Here is a 17,225-nt window from a genome sequence, read left to right as displayed (position 1 = left end):
GCACATGGCACGGATCATTGGAGGCATTGCCGCCTCGCACACGCCGACTATCGGTTTCGCGTTCGACAAGAACAAGCGCGACGATCCCGTCTGGGCGCCGATCTTCGAAAACTTCGCGCCGCTCGCCGACTGGCTCGCCGAGAAAAAGCCTGACGTCATCATCTCGATCTACAACGACCACGTCACGTCGTTCTTCTTCGATCACTACTCGGCGTTCACGCTGGGCGTCGGTCCCGAATGGAGCGTCGCGGACGAAGGCGGCGGCGCGCGCGACCTGCCGCCGATCAAGGGTCATCCGGAACTGGCCGCGCACATCGGCACGTCGCTGATGAGCGACGAGTTCGACATGTCGTTCTTCCAGAACAAGCCGCTCGATCACGGCTGCTTCTCGCCCCTCTCGATGCTGTGTCCGCACAAGCCCGAGTGGCCGGTCAAGCTCGTGCCGCTGCAAATGGGCGTGCTGCAATTGCCGGTGCCGAGCGCGCGCCGCTTCTACAAGCTCGGGCAGGCGCTGCGTCGCGCCATCGAGAGCTATCCGGAAGACCTCAAGGTGGCGATTCTCGCGACCGGCGGCCTCTCGCATCAGGTTCACGGCGAACGCGCGGGCTTCAACAACACGGAGTGGGACGCGCGCTTCCTCGACCTGTTCGAGCGCGATCCCGAACAACTGGCGAACATGACGCTCGCTGAGTACGCGACGCTCGGCGGCTACGAAGGCGCCGAAGTCATCATGTGGCTCACGATGCGCGGCGCGTTGTCTTCGAATGTGGTGTGCAAGCATCGCAGCTACTACCTGCCGTCGATGGCCGGCATCGCCACGGCGATCTACGAAGGCGAGGGTAGCGAGACCAAGCCCGCGATCATCGAGCGTCATCGCCAGAAGATGGCGGTCGAGCTCACCGATGTCGAGAAGCTCGAAGGCACCTATCCGTTCTCCATCGAAACCGCCGTGCGCGCTTATCGCATCAACGATTACCTCCATCGCATGGTGGAGCCCGCGCATCGTGAAGCCTTCAAGGCCGATGAAGAAGCGAGCTTCGCAGCAGCCGGCCTTTCCGAAGAGGAACGTGACCTGATCCGCCGCCGCGACTGGCGCGGCCTGCTGCACTACGGCGTCATCTTCTTCATGCTGGAAAAGCTCGGCGCGGTAACGGGCATCTCGAACCTGCATATCTATGCCGCCATGCGCGGCGAAACTCTCGAGGAATTCCAGAAGACCCGCAATGCGCCCGGTGCGCTGTATTCGGTCGCGGGCAAGAGCGCCGACAAGCTCGACTGGGACCAGACCAAGAACTGAACGACACGTGGAGGAGACAGACATGACAAACGGTAAAACCATCGACATCAAGCGCTTCATCGACGAGCGCCCGATCTCCGCCTACCAGTGGCTGCTGGTGGCGCTGTGCTTTCTGGTCGTCGCGGCGGACGGCATGGACGTGGCCATCATGGGCTTCGTCGCGCCCTCGATCATCGCGGACTGGCACATCTCGCGGCCCGCGTTCGGGCTCGTCATGAGCGCGGCGCCGTTGGGCCTCGTGATCGGCGCGCTGGCGGCGGGACCGGCTTCGGACCGCATCGGCCGGAAGTGGGTGCTCATCACCTCGGTGTTCCTGTTCGGCGTGTTCACCATCGCGACCGCGTTCACGAACTCGCCCGCCAGCATGGCGTTGCTGCGCCTGCTGACCGGCATCGGCCTCGGCGCCGCCATGCCGAATACCACCACGCTGCTCTCCGAATACGCGCCGCAACGCAAGCGCGCGCTGCTCATCACGATCATGTTCACGGGCTTCAATCTCGGCTCGGCGCTGATCGGCTTCGTCGCGGGCGCGCTGATCCCGGTGCATGGCTGGCGTTCGGTGCTGATCTTCGGCGGCGCGTTGCCGCTCGTGTTGATCCCGCTGCAAATGTGGCTGCTGCCCGAGTCGGCGCGTCTGCTCGCCGTGCGCGGCGCGACCGCGCAACGCATCGGCAAGGTGCTGGGCCGCGTGTGCGGCGAGCGCTTCGACGGCAGCGAAACCTTCGTGTCGCAAGAGCCGCCGCTGCCCACCAAGAAGCCGATCGGCGTGCTGTTCTCGCACGGCTATGGTTTGCTGACCGCCGCGCTGTGGGTCACGTACTTCATGGGCCTGCTGGTGATCTACCTGCTGACGGGCTGGCTGCCGACGCTGATGAAGGACGCGGGCCTCACGGTCTCGGCGGCCGCCAACGTCACCGCGATGTTCCAGATCGGCGGCACGATCGGCGCGATCCTGGTCGGCTGGATCATGGACCGGGCGCGGCCCGCGCCGGTCATCAGCGCCGCCTACCTCGGCGGAGCGATCTGCGTGCTGGGCCTGGCGTGGATCGGCGCGCTGTCGTCGTCGCTCGCGGTGCTGGTGTTCGCGGCGGGCTTCTGCATGAGCGGTGCGCAGACCGGCCTCAACGCCTTCGCGCCGAGCCGCTATCCGACCGTCGCGCGCGCCACCGGCGTGAGCTGGATGCTCGGCATGGGCCGCTTCGGCAGCATCTTCGGTTCCGCCTTCGGCGGCGCACTGCTGGGCCTCGGCTGGGAATTCGGCGCGATCCTCGCGATGCTCGCCGTGCCCGCGACGCTCGCCGCCATTTCGATTCTGGTCGCGCAACGCACGCACGTCGACGAAGCGCATGCGCAGACCACCGCAGCACACTAGTTCCAGGAGCAATCACGGATGATCATCGACATACACGGTCACTACACCACCGCGCCCAAGGCGCTCGAAGCATGGCGCAACCGGCAGATCGCCGGCATCAGGAGCCCGGCGGAAAAACCCGCCGTCTCGGAACTGCGCATCAGCGACGACGAACTGCGCGAGTCGATCGAAAGCAACCAACTGCGCCTGATGCGCGAGCGCGGCCTCGACCTCACCGTGTTCAGCCCGCGCGCGAGCTTCATGGCGCATCACATCGGCAACCTTGAGGTGTCGAGCACGTGGGCCGCGATCTGCAACGAGCTGTGCCATCGCGTGAGCCAGTTGTTTCCCGACTCTTTCGTGCCGGCCGCGATGCTGCCGCAAAGCCCGGGCGTGGATGTCGCGACATGCATTCCCGAACTGGTGAAGTGCGTCGAGCAATACGGCAACGTGGCGGTGAACCTGAATCCGGATCCGTCGGGCGGACACTGGACCAGCCCGCCGCTCTCGGACCGCAGCTGGTATCCGCTGTACGAGAAGATGGTCGAGTACGACATCCCCGCGATGATCCACGTCAGCACGAGCTGCAACGCGTGCTTCCACACCACCGGCGCGCATTACCTGAACGCGGACACCACGGCGTTCATGCAGTGCCTGACGTCCGACCTGTTCCGCGATTTCCCGACCCTCAAGTTCGTGATTCCGCATGGCGGCGGCGCGGTGCCGTATCACTGGGGCCGCTTCCGCGGTCTCGCGCAAGAACTGAAAAAGCCCTTGTTGAAGGATCATTTGCTCAACAACGTGTTCTTCGACACCTGCGTGTATCACCAGCCGGGCATCGACTTGCTGACGCGCGTGATTCCCGTCGACAACATCCTGTTCGCGAGCGAGATGATCGGCGCGGTGCGTGGCATCGATCCGGAAACCGGGCATTATTTCGACGATACGAAGCGCTATGTCGAGGCCGCGCAGATCGAGCCCGAAGCGCGCTACAAGATTTACGAAGGCAACGCGCGCCGCGTATATCCGCGTCTGGATGCGGCGCTCAAGGCAAAGGGACGTTGATCATGTTTGAACTGGGAGTGGTGTATCGCAACATCGAACGCGCGGATGCGGAAGCCGCCGCGAAGCTCTGTGCGCTCGGCTCGGCCACCGTGCATGAAGCCATGGGGCGCGTCGGCTTGATGAAGCCGTATATGCGGCCGGTTTTCGTCGGCGCTCAGGCCAGCGGCACGGCGGTAACGGTGTTGCTGCAACCGGGCGACAACTGGATGCTGCACGTCGCGGCCGAACAGATCCGGCCCGGCGACATCGTGGTCGCGGCCTGTACGGCGGACTGCACGGACGGCTTCTTCGGCGACCTGCTCGCGACCAGCTTCAAGGCGCGCGGCGCGACGGGGCTCATCATCGACGGCGGGGTGCGCGACGTGCGCGTGCTGACCGAGATGAACTTCCCGGTCTGGAGCAAGGCCATTTCGGCCAAGGGCACCGTGAAGGCGACGCTCGGCTCGGTGAACGTGCCGGTGGTCTGCGCGGGCGCGCTGGTGACGCCGGGCGACGTGATCGTCGCGGATGACGACGGCGTCGTCGTGGTGCCGGCCGCGTCCGCGCGTCAGGTGCTCGACAAGGCGTCCGCGCGCGAGGCGCTCGAAGCCGGAAAGCGCGAGAAACTCGCGAGTGGCATACTCGGGCTAGACATGTACAGCATGCGCGAGCCGCTCGAACGGGCGGGTCTGCGCTATATCGACTGATTCGAGCAATGACCGATGTTGCATTGAACGGCCTTTCGTCGATGGCCACGCGCCGTCTGCTCGACGAGCTTGCCGCGTCCTTCACGGCGCACTCGGGCCGGCGCGTCGTCATCGGGTCCGTGGGCGGCGTGGCGGCGCGCAAGCGCGTCGAGGAAGGCGAGGCAATGGATATCGTCGTGCTGGCGTCGAACGTGATCGACCAGCTCGCTGCGGCGGGTCACGTCGATCCGCAAAGCCGCGTGCCGATCGCGCTCTCGGGCGTGGCGGTCGCCGTGAAGGCCGGGGCGCCGCATCCGCGCATGCACGATGAAGCCGACGTGCGCGAAGCGGTGCTGGCGGCGCGCAGTATCGGTTATTCGACCGGTCCGAGCGGCGTCTATCTGACGCAGTTGTTCGAGCGCTGGGGCATTGCCGAGCGTATCGCGGCGCGCTGCGTGCAGGCGCAGCCGGGTGTCGCGGTCGGCACGCTGATCGCGCGTGGCGACGTGGAACTGGGATTCCAGCAGATGAGCGAGATGATCGGGATCGCGGGCATCGATGTGCTCGGCATGCTGCCGGCCTCCATCCAGACGCTTACGGTCTTCACGGGTGCAATCGCGGCCACGGCGAGCGCGCCCGGACTCGCACGCGAGTTTCTCGCCTACGCCGCTTCTCCCGAAGCGGACGCCGTCAAGGCGCGTCACGGCATGGAGCCGGTCCGATGAGCACGCAACTGAGCGAACGCTGTCGTGCGCAGCTTTATCGCCTGCGGATGGCGACGCCTGCCGCGCTGGTGATCTTCATCCTTGCCGAGAACCGCGAGAGCGCGACGCGCCGGGCGCGCACCGCGTTGTCGATGCTGCGCGACGTACCGCTGCATGAATCGCGCGTGGAAGAGGCATTGTCGTTCGCCGAACTGGCCCGGGCGGGCGTCAGCGAGGATCGCGATCTGCGCGTGTTCGAAGACAGTTCGCGCGACGGCACGGTGAACGCCTGGCTCACCGCGCCGCTGTTTCTCACCAACGACGGATCGCTGCTTGGCAAGTGGGCCGAGCTGTATGCAGACCTCGCGGCGCAAGCGGCCCGCGCTGCGATCCGCAAGGCACGCTAGCCGAAGCGTTGGTCACTCGGCGACGGCGTAGCGTTCGAGCCAGTGCGCGTACGGCGCAGGCAGCGCCCACGACGGCTTCTCGACCTTCAACTGCTTCGCCGCGTGATACGGCCAGTGCGGATTCGAGAGATGCGCGCGGCCGATCATCACGAGATCGAGCTGGCCGGATGCCACCGCGTGTTCCGCGTTCGGCGGCGAATCGAAACCCCATGCGGACGCCACCGGGACCTCGGCTTCTTGTCGCACGCGTTGCGCCACCGGCCCGAGGAATGCCGGACCCCACGGAATGCTCACATCCGGCGTCGAGAAGCCCACGCTCACGCTCATCAGGTCGAGTCCCTTGCCGCGCAGCGTCTTCGTCAGTTCGATCGATTCCACGAGCGTGACTTCGTCGCGGCCGTCGTATTCGATCACGCCGAAGCGCGCCGTCAGCGGCAGGTTCTCTGGCCAGACATCGCGCACGGCGTCGAAGGTCTCGACGATGAAGCGGCTGCGGCCGGCCAAGTCGCCGCCGTATTGATCGTCGCGCAGATTGGCATCGACGGAGAAGAAGCTCTGCGCGAGATAACCGTGCGCAAAGTGCAGTTCGAGCCATTCGAAGCCGGCCTCACGGGCGCGGCGCGCCGTGGCGGCGAAGTCCGCCTTCACGCGCGCGATGTCGTCCAGCGTCATCGCGGCGGGCACCTTCGGCAGACCGCCGCCGAACGCCACCGCCGACGGCGCGATCGTGTCCCAGCCACGCGAATCTCCGGCTTCGATGTGGTCGTCGCCTTCCCACGGACGGTTCGCGCTTGCCTTGCGTCCCGCATGCGCGATCTGGATGCCGGGCACCGCGCCCGCCGCCTTGATGGCCGACGCAATCTGCTTCATGCCTTCGATCTGCGCATCGTCCCAGAGGCCCGTGCAGCCCGGCGTGATGCGTCCTTCCGGCGACACGGCGGTCGCCTCGACGATCACGAGGCCCGCGCCGCCGCGTGCAAGACTCGTGTAATGCCCGAGGTGCCAGTCGTTGACGAAGCCGTCGATGGCGCTGTACTGGCACATCGGCGGGATGGCGATGCGGTTGCGCAACGTGACGTCCTTCAATGTGAAGGGAGTGAAAAGTGCTGACATCCGGAGTTCCCTGAAAGCGGTCGAGTGAGTTGAGGCATCCGAGATTACCCTTACCTCGTTATAATTAAAACTATCCGACGATTATCGCTTCAATAAGATTTTGTAATGCTCAATCCACAGTGGCTTCGTACTTTCCTTGCGCTCGTCGAACTCGGCAACTTCACGCGCGCGGCTGAACGGCTGGATCTGACCCAGGCCGCCGTCAGCCAGCATCTGCGTCATCTCGAAGATCAGCTCGGCTTGCTGGTGGTGCGCCGGCCGCGTGGCATCGAGCTGACGCCGGCGGGCCGCGCGCTGCTCGACTATTGCGGCGAGATGGAACTGGCCGACCGGCGGCTCACATCGCGCCTGTCCGACCAGGAAGACGAAGCGGGTGAAGTTGGACTGATTACGCCGGGCAGCATCGGGCTGGTGCTGTTTCCGTTGCTGCTCGACCTGCAACAGCAACGGCCCGAATGGAAAATGCGGCATCGCTTCGCGCCGGATTCGGAAGTGCTCGACGCCGTGCTGGAAAGCCGCTACGACCTCGGCATCGTCGCGCTGAAGCCGGACGATCCACGTCTTGCCGCAAGCCGTTTCATCGAGGAGCCGCTGGAACTCGTCGTGCCCGCGCATGAAGACGTGCACGAATGGAGCGATCTGGAACGGCTCGGTTTCATCGACTATCCCGAAGCGCACGCCACCGCCAGCCGTCTGCTGAGCCGGCGCTTTCCGGGCAATCCGGGCGTCGGCAGTCTGCGGCGGCAGGGCTTCAGCAATCAGATCAGCCTGATCCTCGAATTCGTCGCGCGCGGGCTCGGCTTCACTGTGATTCCGCGTTACGCGCGCATTGCGTTTGGCCGGGAGGAGGAGATCGGCGTCATGGAGTGCGGCGCGCCGGTCATCGATACGCTATGGCTCATTCATCGCGCCGAATGGCCGCTGCCCGCACGTTGCGCGCGCACGGTGGAGTACTTGCGGGAGCGCGTCTCCGTGCCGGTCATCAAGTGCGAAGCGAAGCGCAAGCGCGTAGTCAAGGTCTGAAAGCAGACGCGGCCCGCGTTTCCTTCGGAACGCGAGCCGCGGGTCACCGCTTGCAGTTAAAGGCTCAGGCGCTTGCGCGCATGCCTTCGTCCTGCAGGCGGAAGGTTTCCACCGCCGTGCGCAGCGCGCCGGCCTGGTCTTCGAGCGACTGCGCCGCTGCCGCCGCTTCCTCGACGAGCGCCGCGTTCTGCTGCGTCACTTCGTCCATCTGCGTGACGGCGCGCGCCACCTGATCGATACCGCTGCTTTGTTCCTCGGAGGCCGCCGCGATCTCGCCCATGATGTCCGTCACGCGCTGCACGGCCGTGCTGATTTCGGTCATCGTGCGGCCGGCTTCATCGACGAGCGCCGTGCCCGACTGCACGCGTTCCACCGAGTTGTCGATCAGTTCCTTGATTTCCTTCGCCGCCGCCGACGAGCGTTGCGCGAGCGATCGCACTTCACCCGCCACCACGGCGAAGCCGCGTCCTTCCTCACCGGCGCGTGCCGCTTCCACTGCCGCGTTCAATGCAAGGATGTTGGTCTGGAACGCGATGCCTTCGATGATCGTGATGATGTCCGCGATCTTCGACGAGCTTTGATTGATCTCGCCCATCGTGGTCACGACTTGCGAGACCACCTGGCTGCCCTTGCCGGCGATGTCCGAAGCATTGGCCGCGAGCACGCTGGCCTGACGCGCGTTGTCGGCGTTCTGCTTCACGGTGCCGGTCAGCTCATCCATGCTCGATGCGGTTTCCTGAAGCGCCGAAGCCTGCTGTTCCGTGCGCGAAGACAGATCGATGTTGCCTGCCGCGATCTGCTTGGTCGCCGATGCAATCGACTCGCTGCCGCCGCGTACCGTGCGCACGGTGTCGATGAGGCTCGACTGCATGGCCGCGAGGCCGCGCAGCAACTGGCCCATTTCGTCGTTCGACGTGATGCTGACGCTGCGGCGCAGGTCGCCCGATGCGATGGCGTCGAACTGTGCGAGCGCGGCGTCGAGCGGGCGGGAGATGCGGCTGCGCAGCGAGATCCACGTATAGAACGCGGCGGCCACGCCCACGAGAATGGCGATGATGTTGACGGTGCGGAACAGGTCGAAGGTCGACTGGCCGGCGTCGTACGCCTGATTGGCCTGTTCGAACTGGAGCTTGCGCAGGTCGACGCCCGCTTTCGCGAACTGGTTGAAGGATGCCTGCATGGCGCTGGCATCGTCGATGATCTTCGCCTGGTCCTTCGCGCGAATGTCGGCATAGCCTTGGTCGATCAGCTTTTGCAGCGAGAGGCGCTCCGTGTTGAACTTGTCCGCGAGTTCCTTTTCTCCCTGAGCTTGCGGCAGGCCGGAATACTTGGTCCAGGCGTCGTCGGAGATCTTGCGCATCAGCGCGCCCCGGCCGATGGCTTCCTCGGCCGCCGGCGTGCCGACGTTGAGGGCGGCGCGGTCAAAGCTCAGCCGCTCGCGCGCCATGAACATTTCGGCGTTGCCCACCGACACGGCGCTGGGCATCTGATTGGAGAACAGGTCGTGGGTGACGGTGTTGGAGCGGCTCATGCCGATCAGTCCGACCACGCCGATCGCGATCAGAAGCGCGCTCAGCATGGTCATGGCCAAGGCCAGACGGCCTTTGATGGTCGAAAACATAGGTATCTCTAGGTGGGCTGCATCGTTGGGCGCGGGGCGCGATGGCGGACGAAGAGGCTTCGCCCGCCGCGCGGCGGATGTTGTTCATCAGCCGCTTATATATCGACCGTGAAACGATGCCCTTTAGGACACGAAGGCGCGGGGCGGGTAGGTGAGCGAAAAAGGTCCTTGTTAACAAGGACTTCTTTTTCTATGAGGGTTTGCCCGCAAGCTGAAGGGCGCAGGCAGGATTTCTTACAAGATGTTTAGCACGGTCATTCGGAATGCCGGACGTTCTCACGGAAAGCGCGGCGCCCCCGAACGCTGGCGCACGCCGCGTGCAAGCAGCGCCCGCGCAATCAGCGCGAGATGGTAGTAGAGACGCGGACTCAGCCCATAAGCATAGGCATCCGGATGAGCAAGCGCGATGCGCAGCGCGGCGCGCGGCGCATCCTGTCGCGCACGCAGCGAGACGACGATCGGCGCGAGCCTGCGCAACGCCATGGCGCGAGCCGGTTCGAGTGAAGCGTCGAGCGGCAGGCCGACCACGAACGACCAGGCGACGAGGGCGGCGGCGCGCGGCGACAGGCGGGTGCTGTTCGAGATGGAAACAGCCGTCTTGCGGTAATACGACACGTATTCGTGCAGGTAATAGACATGCGATGCCGCGAGACATAACTCGACGCCGAACACGAAGTCGCAGCAGGCGGCCGCTTCTTCGCGATAGCCGACGCGCCGGACCAGCGGCGCAAGCGCCATCCAGCCATTGTTGGGGAACATCTGCACGAGGCCGGTTCGTCCGGCAAGCGGCTGCATGCCGCGCGCGGTGCGCGTGCGATGAAACGCGGCATTGAGCGTGGCGCTGCGCTGCGGGTCGATGACGCCCGCGGCATCGACTTCATGCTGGTCGCCGAATGCCACTTCGAGATACGGGTAGAGATCCCACAACGACGCCAGCCGTTCGACGGCGGTGAGCGCGAGGTAATCGTCGTCGTGAATCAGCATGACCAGCGTGCCGGACGCGCGCTCGAAGAGACTCGCGACGTTGCGCGCCTGGCCAAGCGGCGGATCGTTGCGGACATAGCGGATGCGGGCGTCGTCTGCATAGCGGGTGTCGATCAGCCGCTGCGTGGCCTCGTCGCGCGAATCGTCGCCGATCAGGATCTCGATGTGCGGGTAGCTCTGCGCAAGGCATGAGTCGAGACATTCGACGAGCAATTCCGGCCGGTCGCAGCTTGGCAGGCAGATGGAAACGGTCGGTGTGCTGGCCATGTCGTCCCTTGTCGTCTTCTGTGGTCGGGATGAAGTCGCGCCCTTGTCCCGCTCTTGTTCAGCAGGCGCTTCATAATACGAAATGTTTCGCGAATGTCAGCAAGGTAGAAGAAAGACGACGAAAAATAATGAAAAAAAAATGGCTCGAAGGACTTATCGGATCAGCTGAGGCAGCCAGGCTTTGACTCGTTGAAGGATCAGCACACGTTGATTTCCTCGTGCCTCGATCCAGGTTGGGCCGAAGCCGAACACATGAAGTCTCAACGAGTCGTGACGAACCTCCACAGCGCCGCGCATTCGGCGTCGCTTGGCTGATAACGCGGCATCGCCTTGCGCAGGATCACGCCAGCCGGGTCGACGCCGTTTTCAAGCGCACGGCAGAACGCCGCGGCGTCATAGTGGCTCGGCGGTCCGCCCCGGCGACGCGTCTCACCGAGCAGCGCGTCATGCGTGAGCGGCGGCGCGAAGGCCGCCGAGGCCGCTGCGCCCGGCGTCGCGGCGTGACAATTGACGCAGCGGGTCGTCGCCGAAGGCAGCGCGCGAGTGTCGTCGCGCAAATGAGCGTGCAGCGGGTGTTCGCCAATGAAGATCGCACAGCCGAGGTCGCCCGGTCTGCACGTCTGCTGCGCATGAGCGGCAAGGGCCAGGCAAGCGAGCGCAAGCGCGCTCGCCATGCCACCGCATAGCTGCCTCATTCAATGCACGCGCAGCACGCGCCCGACGCTCGGCACGCCCTTCGCGTTCAGCGCAAACAGCATGTAGTAGCCCGGCACGACGATGCCGGGATCGGCGGGAACGTTCAGGTGATATTCGCCCGCAGTCCCCACGCTGTACGACAGCGGCACGCGCCGTTGTTCGTTGTTCAGCGAATGCGTGACCGACGACGAGCGCATCAGCGCAAAAGCGCTCACGCCCTTGCTGGCGTTGACCACGATCGTCGTGCCGAGTTGCGCGTCGGTGGGCACGGACGTGAGGCTCGGACGCGACGCGGCGGAGCCGTCTGCGTTGAGCAGATACGGCGGCGTCAGGATCTCCACATCGGTGTGATTCGTCGCGCAGGTGCCGCACAGTCCGCCCCCGCCGCTCAGCACGCGTCCATCGGTCAGGAGCAGCGCAATGCTGTGATACACGCGCGGCACGGCCTGCGGATTGAGCGGCGAAAAGGCATTGGTACCCGGGTCCCAGATCTCCGGCGTGAGGATGGCGTTGTCATCGGAGAACGGCGCCGCGAAGGTCTGCCCGCCCACCACCACGACCTGGCCGTTCGGCAGCACCACGCTGTTGTTGAAGGCGCGCTGGTAGCTCATCGGCGCGATGGCGCGCGTCACCGCCGTGCCGCTGCTGATGTCGATGAGCGTGGCATTCGACGTCGCCTGCGATTGGTCGTAGCTCGGCGCGCCGCCGACCGCGAGAATCTTGCCGATGTCGTACATGACCGCGTTGCCGTTCATCGCGTCGTTGTCGTTGCCGCGATTGCCCGCCGCGGTGACGTTGCCGTTGCCCGCCGTATCGAACCAGTGCATTGCGCGGCTCGGTCCCGCATGAAACACGCGTCCATTGCCGACTGCGAACAGCCACGCGTGATTGTCGGAGCGGAAGATGCCGGCGGCGTCGTTGGTGAGGATGATGTCGTCGGTGATCGCGCCGTTGATTTGCCAGCCCGAACCCGACGTCCACGTTTCGCCGGTCTTGCCGCCGAGGCCGCCGTTCCACGAGCCGCCCACCAGGAACACACTGCCGTTGCTCAGTGTCACGCTGCCCTGATAGCCGCGCGGGATGTTCATCAGATTGCTCGATGACCACGAATTCGTCGAAGGCGAATAGATGCTCGTATTGCGCGTGTCCGATCCGCCTGTCACAAAGATCCGTCCATCCGGCAGGTTGGCGATGCCCGGACAGAACATGTCGTGCCCGGTGTTGGTCACGATCACCTGCCGGCTCTTGCCGGTCGAGGGATTGAAGATCGCCGTGTAGGTCTTGCCCGGCGTGACTTCGCCGGTGGTGAAGTTGAGCGCGCTGTCGGCGGACCAGACCAGCACGGTGCCGTCGGGCAGATTGGCCGCCTGCACCGGCACGATGGGCAGCGTGATGGGCGCCGTCCACTTCGAGACCAGCGGCGGCTTTTGTGTCGGCAGGCCGCCGACTCTCCAGGTCTGCCCGGCGCTGCCGTCGCAGATCTGCTGGGTCAGCTGCGGACCCTGCGTGGTGGTGCTGGACGTGCTCACGCACAGGCCGCTTTGCTGCACGACGATCGCATAGCCGCCGCCTTGCGGCACCATCGAGAAGGCCTGGTTGGGCCCACCGCTGCAAGGCCACTGGATGATGACGCCACCGGGGTTCAGGCTGCGCCCCGAGACGTCCATGCACAGGTTGCTGTTCCGGTTGATGAGGTTATAGCGGGTGCCGGTGGCCGAAGGGAGCCATTGCTGGTTGTTGCCGCCCCAGCAGGTCCACGAGAGCACGGGCGCGCCTTGCGTGACGGAGGCACCGCTCACGTCGGCGCACAGGTTGGTGCCGTTCACGGTGAGCGGGCCGTAGGTCTGCGCGCGGACCGTGGCCGGCATGCATGCACAAGCCAGCGGCAGCGTGATTGCCAGCAGCACGCGCATGCAGCGCTTGAGCCAGTCAGTCGCATTCTTCGTCGAACGGATGCCTCGCATGATCTTGCTCCCCGTGAATGACTCCGTTATGCACGTGCAAGCGCGCCGAGTACCTCGCAGACGTCAGCGACGCGAGGAAGGTCCGCGCTTCGCCAGCGCAGCGTCGCGCCGGCATCGAAGCAATAGACCTGCGTCGAATGGTCCGCGAGGTTGCCGAGGGGTGTCTTGCTGCCCGACAGCGTCACGCGCATCTGGTCCACATCCGCCAGCGCCGGCGTCGCCGCATTCCACGCGGGTCCCGCCTCGAAGCGGGCGAGCCAGGCGCGTAATGCGGCGGGTGAGTCGGAGAGCGGATCGATTCCAATCGATAGCAATTGCAATTGCAATTGCACGCGGCGAGGCGCCCGGATGCCTGGCAGCCGTTCCTGGACCGCGCTGAAGAGCGCGCCTTGCAGCGGACAGACCGTGCCGCATCCGGTGTAGACCGTTTGCAGCGCCGTGATGCCGCCGCGCAGCCAGTCGTTCAGACGGCGGTTCTTGCCGGTCTGATCGACGAGCCAGACATCGTCGAGACGAACGGGCGGCGTGACGAGCCCCGGCCCGCCGTGTTGTGCGTGAGCGAATGAAGGCGTGACGCCCGAAGCGAGTGCGGCCATGCCCCACAGCAGGGAGCGTCGGGTCCGCGAGGGAGCACACGCATGCACGCCGGAATCCACTTGATTTCGCACCTTGGCTGACTTTCCGAAGCCGTCCTTGGCGACGGCTTCACGATCCCCGTCGAGAGCACTCGGGGTGGAGGGACTTTCGAAAGACGCAGCCTGATGAGCGCGAGACGTGCTGAAAAGACTCTGGATCGAAGGTTAGCAATCCGCAAAGGGAATAACCGTTCGGTAAGCGAAATGAATGGCGAATTATGTGCACTCGGGCACATTCGTATGTGGTGACTGAACACTGTGTTGCGAATCTGGAGCACGTCACGCGTGCTCACTTCTTTCAAACCGAACGTTCGGCGAAGCGAAAGTGCCAGCTTTCGTACACCATCACGTAATGCGGGGATCGATCAGGACACAAAAATACGGGGCATTACGATTGCTTTACTCAGACACCGTCGTCGCTCCACGCCGTTTGAACCGTCCATGCCTTCCGCTGAAGGAGATTGCAAATGAATGCGCGTCTATCCGCTTGTACCGCCGCACTCGGCGCCGTGCTGATCACGGTAATCATCGGCGCGTGCAGCGGGGGCGACTCCGGCAGCGATCCGGCATCGGCAGCGAAGACGCCGGCCAGCGTTTCAAAAGCGAGCACGAATGCCGCTGCCAATCCCATGGATGTCCTCACCTGGCACAACGACATTGCACGCACCGGCCAGCAACTCGCCGAGAAAGTCCTCACGCCCGCCAACGTCCGTTCCGGTACGTTCGGCAAGCTCGCGATCTTCGCTGCCGATGGCCCTGTCGATGCCCAGCCGCTCTTTCTCGCCGGCGTGAACATCGCGGGCGGCACGCATAACGTGGTGTACGTCGCGACCGAGAACGCGAGCGTCTATGCCTTCGACGCCGACAGCGGCACAGTGCTTTGGCGCGTCTCGACGCTGCGCAGCGGCGAGAATCCGAGCGACGACCATAATTGCGGCCAGATCACGCCGCGCATCGGCGTGACGGCGACGCCGGTCATCGACCGCACGCGCGGGCCGAATGGCGCGATCTATGTCGTGGGTGTGTCGAAGGATGGCGCGGGCGCTTATCACCAGCGCATCCACGCACTCGACCTCGCCACCGGCGCCGAGTTGTTCAACGGCCCGACAGACATTCGCGCGACCTATCCCGGCAACGGATCGGGCAGCGTGAACGGCACGCTCACGTTCGATCCGGGCCAGTACGTCGAGCGCGCGTCCCTGCTGATGCTGAACGGCGTCATCTACACCGCGTGGACGTCGCATTGCGACTTCCTGCCGTACACCGGCTGGGTCATGGGTTACGACGCCAACACGCTGCAACAGGCGAGCGTGCTGAACGTCACGCCGAACGGCCAGATGGGCGCGATCTGGATGAGCGGCGCGGGACCGGCCTCGGACGGAGAAGCGATCTATCTGCTCGATGGAAATGGCACCTTCGATCCCACGCAGAACGAACACGAGATGCCGATCAACGGCAACTACGGCAATGGCTTCCTGAGACTCAATCTCTCGCCGCTGCGCGTGCAGGATTATTTCCAGCCGTCGAACACGGTGCAACTGACGAACGAGGATGAAGACCTCGGCTCGGGCGGCGCGATGGTTCTGCCCGATCTCGTCGATGTGAACGGCACCGTGCGTCATCTCGCGGTGGGCGCGGGCAAGAACGCGACCATCTATGTCGTGAACCGCTATTCGATGGGCAAGTTCGATTCGAACGCGGATCACATCTATCAGGAGCTGGTCGGTCAGATCACCGGCCCGATGTTCGGCGCGCCCGCGTACTTCAACAACACGGTCTATTTCGGCGCGGTCGGCGACAGCATCAAGGCGTTCGCGGTGTCGAACGCTTCGCTGTCGCGGACGCCGACGAGCCAGACGTACATCACATTCGGTTACCCGGGCGCGACGCCGGCCATTTCGGCGAACGGCACGGCTAACGCCATTTTGTGGGCAGCGGAAAATGGCGCGACGGGGGTCTTGCGCGCCTTCGACGCGACCAATCTCCGCAACGCGCTCTACAGCAGCAACGACGCCGGCAGCCGGGACCAGTTCGGCCCCGGCAACAAGTTCATCACGCCGATGATCGCGAACGGCAAGGTGTACGTCGGCACGAAGAGCGGCGTGGCCGTGTTCGGCTTGCTGGGAAGATAGCCGGCCGCGGCACGGTGGTAGATTGGTCGCTGACCTCTACCCTCCGGGAGTGACGCGCGTGCCGGCATTCGCATGGATTCGTTGATCACTGCCGCAGCCCGGGCGCTCGCGGCGGGTGATCCGCTCGGCGCGTTGAACCGCATCGCGTTGCGCGAGGATGCCGGGGCGCTCGCGTTGCGCGGCATCGCGATGGCCCAGCTTGGCGACTTCACCCGCGCGCGCGTGCTCGTCAGGCGCGCGGCACGCGCCTTCGGTGCGAAAGAGGCGCTGGCGCGCTCGCGCTGCATCGTCGCGGAAGCGGAGATTGCACTGGCGTCGCGCGATCTCGGCTGGCCGGAAAAGACGCTGCATCAGGCCCGCGCCATCCTCGAAGCACACGGCGACAACGTCAACGCCGCCCACGCGCGTTATCTCGACGTGCGGCGCGCGTTGCTGCTCGGCCAGCTCGATGACGCCGGGCAGATGCTCGCCAGCCTGGATCCCGCGGCGCTGCCTGCGGCGCTGCGCGCGGCGCACGAACTGTTTGCAGCGGGACTTGCACTGCGCCGACTGCGCACGCGGGACGCACGCGACGCGCTCGGGCTCGCACGGGAAGCCGCGAAGCAGGCGGGCATTCCGGCGCTCGCGGCGGAAGTCGAAAGCGCGTGGCGGCTGTTGCGGACGCCGGCCGCGCGTCTCATCGCACGCGACGGCGAGCGGCTCTTGCTGCTCGACGAAGTGGAAGCGCTGTTCGCATCGCAGACCTTCGTCGTCGATGCCTGCCGTCTGTGCGTGCGCGAAGCGGGCAGCGCGGTATCGCTGGCGACGCGCCCCGTGCTCTTCACGCTCGTGCGCATGCTCGCCGATGCCTGGCCCGGCGATGTCCCCCGCGATGCGCTGATCGCCCGCGCGTTCCGCCTCCGTGAAGCCGACGAAACGCATCGCGCGCGCTTGCGCGTCGAGCTGGGCCGGCTGCGCGGGCTGTTGCGTCCGCATGCGCTCATCGAGGCCACGTCGCGCGGTTTCGCGCTGCAGCCGCTGCATGCGCGGGAGGTCGCGGTGCTCGCGCTGCCGGTCGAGGACGAGCACGCGCCGCTGCTCGCGCATCTGGCGGACGGCGAGGCGTGGTCGAGCTCCGCGCTGGCGCTTGCGCTGGGCGCGAGCCAGCGCACCGTGCAGCGCGCGCTCGATGCGCTCGGCGCGGCGGGCAAGGTGCAATCCTTCGGGCGCGGCCGGGCGCGCCGCTGGACCATGCCGCCGATGCCCGGATTCACGACGGTCTTGTTACTCCCCGCGGCGCTGGCGAATGACTAGGATGAAGC

At 65.3% G+C, this 17,225-nt stretch carries 15 protein-coding genes; 9 read left to right on the top strand and 6 right to left on the bottom strand.

Annotation, left to right across the window (positions count from 1 at the left end):
* Positions 1-4 precede the first annotated feature (4 nt).
* From QCE64_RS26585 to QCE64_RS26560, 6 genes are read left to right on the top strand one after another with little or no spacing between them, the layout of a single operon-like run.
* Positions 5-1,297 carry a gallate dioxygenase gene (locus QCE64_RS26585; RefSeq protein WP_309933931.1) on the top strand — a complete coding sequence of 431 codons (1,293 nt, stop codon included), beginning with the start codon at positions 5-7 and terminating at the stop codon, positions 1,295-1,297.
* 22 nt (positions 1,298-1,319) lie between these two features.
* The gene (locus tag QCE64_RS26580; protein WP_309924941.1) at positions 1,320-2,669 is read left to right on the top strand and encodes an aromatic acid/H+ symport family MFS transporter; all 1,350 of its coding nucleotides are present in this window, start codon (positions 1,320-1,322) and stop codon (positions 2,667-2,669) included.
* Positions 2,670-2,687: 18 nt separating this feature from the next.
* The gene (locus tag QCE64_RS26575) at positions 2,688-3,713 is read left to right on the top strand and encodes an amidohydrolase family protein (RefSeq protein ID WP_310007102.1); all 1,026 of its coding nucleotides are present in this window, start codon (positions 2,688-2,690) and stop codon (positions 3,711-3,713) included.
* Positions 3,714-3,715: 2 nt separating this feature from the next.
* Positions 3,716-4,399: a 4-carboxy-4-hydroxy-2-oxoadipate aldolase/oxaloacetate decarboxylase gene (gene ligK, locus QCE64_RS26570; protein ID WP_309817634.1), complete on the top strand. Its 684-nt coding sequence runs from the start codon at positions 3,716-3,718 to the stop codon at positions 4,397-4,399.
* 8 nt (positions 4,400-4,407) lie between these two features.
* A complete protein-coding gene (locus tag QCE64_RS26565) occupies positions 4,408-5,103 on the top strand; it encodes a substrate-binding domain-containing protein (RefSeq protein WP_310007100.1) in 696 nt (231 codons plus the stop codon).
* The gene (locus QCE64_RS26560; protein WP_310007098.1) at positions 5,100-5,489 is read left to right on the top strand and encodes a hypothetical protein; all 390 of its coding nucleotides are present in this window, start codon (positions 5,100-5,102) and stop codon (positions 5,487-5,489) included. Before QCE64_RS26565 ends, QCE64_RS26560 begins: the two co-directional genes overlap by 4 nt.
* A 12-nt stretch (positions 5,490-5,501) precedes the next feature.
* Here QCE64_RS26560 and QCE64_RS26555 read toward each other — a convergent pair whose 3' ends face one another.
* Positions 5,502-6,602, bottom strand: a complete 1,101-nt coding sequence (locus QCE64_RS26555; protein ID WP_310007096.1) for an NADH:flavin oxidoreductase/NADH oxidase — start codon at positions 6,600-6,602, stop codon at positions 5,502-5,504.
* A gap of 105 nt (positions 6,603-6,707) precedes the next feature.
* Between QCE64_RS26555 and QCE64_RS26550 the strand changes: the two genes are divergently transcribed.
* Complete coding sequence (locus QCE64_RS26550; protein WP_310007094.1) at positions 6,708-7,625, top strand: LysR family transcriptional regulator; 918 nt, start codon at positions 6,708-6,710, stop codon at positions 7,623-7,625.
* A gap of 64 nt (positions 7,626-7,689) precedes the next feature.
* Here the strand turns inward: QCE64_RS26550 and QCE64_RS26545 are convergent, their stop codons facing one another.
* From QCE64_RS26545 to QCE64_RS26525, 5 genes are all read right to left on the bottom strand, one after another.
* Positions 7,690-9,246, bottom strand: coding sequence for a methyl-accepting chemotaxis protein (locus QCE64_RS26545; RefSeq protein ID WP_309933921.1), 1,557 nt, complete (start codon positions 9,244-9,246; stop codon positions 7,690-7,692).
* Positions 9,247-9,522: 276 nt separating this feature from the next.
* Positions 9,523-10,497 (bottom strand): glycosyltransferase family 2 protein, encoded by a 975-nt coding sequence (locus QCE64_RS26540; protein WP_310007092.1) that lies wholly within the window; start codon positions 10,495-10,497, stop codon positions 9,523-9,525.
* Between the two features lie 260 nt (positions 10,498-10,757).
* Positions 10,758-11,171, bottom strand: a complete 414-nt coding sequence (locus QCE64_RS26535) for a hypothetical protein (protein WP_309924927.1) — start codon at positions 11,169-11,171, stop codon at positions 10,758-10,760.
* A 21-nt stretch (positions 11,172-11,192) separates the two neighbouring features.
* Positions 11,193-13,157: an RICIN domain-containing protein gene (locus QCE64_RS26530; protein ID WP_310007090.1), complete on the bottom strand. Its 1,965-nt coding sequence runs from the start codon at positions 13,155-13,157 to the stop codon at positions 11,193-11,195.
* Between the two features lie 26 nt (positions 13,158-13,183).
* Positions 13,184-13,753 carry an SCO family protein gene (locus tag QCE64_RS26525; RefSeq protein ID WP_310007088.1) on the bottom strand — a complete coding sequence of 190 codons (570 nt, stop codon included), beginning with the start codon at positions 13,751-13,753 and terminating at the stop codon, positions 13,184-13,186.
* 506 nt (positions 13,754-14,259) lie between these two features.
* On the opposite strand from QCE64_RS26525, the gene QCE64_RS26520 reads away from it, so the two are divergent.
* Together QCE64_RS26520 and QCE64_RS26515 are read left to right on the top strand one after the other, a co-directional pair.
* Positions 14,260-15,924 carry a PQQ-binding-like beta-propeller repeat protein gene (locus QCE64_RS26520; protein WP_309924924.1) on the top strand — a complete coding sequence of 555 codons (1,665 nt, stop codon included), beginning with the start codon at positions 14,260-14,262 and terminating at the stop codon, positions 15,922-15,924.
* Between the two features lie 72 nt (positions 15,925-15,996).
* Positions 15,997-17,217, top strand: a complete 1,221-nt coding sequence (locus QCE64_RS26515; RefSeq protein ID WP_310007086.1) for a helix-turn-helix domain-containing protein — start codon at positions 15,997-15,999, stop codon at positions 17,215-17,217.
* The last annotated feature ends 8 nt before the right edge of the window (positions 17,218-17,225 follow it).

Origin of the sequence: Caballeronia sp. LZ043, from assembly GCF_031451075.1 — a bacterium.
GTDB lineage: Bacteria > Pseudomonadota > Gammaproteobacteria > Burkholderiales > Burkholderiaceae > Caballeronia.
This window is presented reverse-complemented; position numbering and strand designations above follow the sequence as displayed.

Excerpts from the sequence above, each read along its gene's own strand:
- QCE64_RS26580 (WP_309924941.1), top strand. The coding sequence starts at position 1,320 with ATGACAAACGGTAAAACCATCGACATCAAGCGCTTCATCGACGAGCGC.
- ligK (WP_309817634.1), top strand. The coding sequence starts at position 3,716 with ATGTTTGAACTGGGAGTGGTGTATCGCAACATCGAACGCGCGGATGCG.
- QCE64_RS26545 (WP_309933921.1), bottom strand. The coding sequence starts at position 9,246 with ATGTTTTCGACCATCAAAGGCCGTCTGGCCTTGGCCATGACCATGCTG.
- QCE64_RS26575 (WP_310007102.1), top strand. The coding sequence starts at position 2,688 with ATGATCATCGACATACACGGTCACTACACCACCGCGCCCAAGGCGCTC.
- QCE64_RS26540 (WP_310007092.1), bottom strand. The coding sequence starts at position 10,497 with ATGGCCAGCACACCGACCGTTTCCATCTGCCTGCCAAGCTGCGACCGG.
- QCE64_RS26560 (WP_310007098.1), top strand. The coding sequence starts at position 5,100 with ATGAGCACGCAACTGAGCGAACGCTGTCGTGCGCAGCTTTATCGCCTG.
- QCE64_RS26520 (WP_309924924.1), top strand. The coding sequence starts at position 14,260 with ATGAATGCGCGTCTATCCGCTTGTACCGCCGCACTCGGCGCCGTGCTG.
- QCE64_RS26535 (WP_309924927.1), bottom strand. The coding sequence starts at position 11,171 with ATGGCGAGCGCGCTTGCGCTCGCTTGCCTGGCCCTTGCCGCTCATGCG.
- QCE64_RS26565 (WP_310007100.1), top strand. The coding sequence starts at position 4,408 with ATGACCGATGTTGCATTGAACGGCCTTTCGTCGATGGCCACGCGCCGT.
- QCE64_RS26550 (WP_310007094.1), top strand. The coding sequence starts at position 6,708 with ATGCTCAATCCACAGTGGCTTCGTACTTTCCTTGCGCTCGTCGAACTC.
- QCE64_RS26530 (WP_310007090.1), bottom strand. The coding sequence starts at position 13,157 with ATGCGAGGCATCCGTTCGACGAAGAATGCGACTGACTGGCTCAAGCGC.
- QCE64_RS26585 (WP_309933931.1), top strand. The coding sequence starts at position 5 with ATGGCACGGATCATTGGAGGCATTGCCGCCTCGCACACGCCGACTATC.
- QCE64_RS26515 (WP_310007086.1), top strand. The coding sequence starts at position 15,997 with ATGGATTCGTTGATCACTGCCGCAGCCCGGGCGCTCGCGGCGGGTGAT.
- QCE64_RS26525 (WP_310007088.1), bottom strand. The coding sequence starts at position 13,753 with ATGGCCGCACTCGCTTCGGGCGTCACGCCTTCATTCGCTCACGCACAA.
- QCE64_RS26555 (WP_310007096.1), bottom strand. The coding sequence starts at position 6,602 with ATGTCAGCACTTTTCACTCCCTTCACATTGAAGGACGTCACGTTGCGC.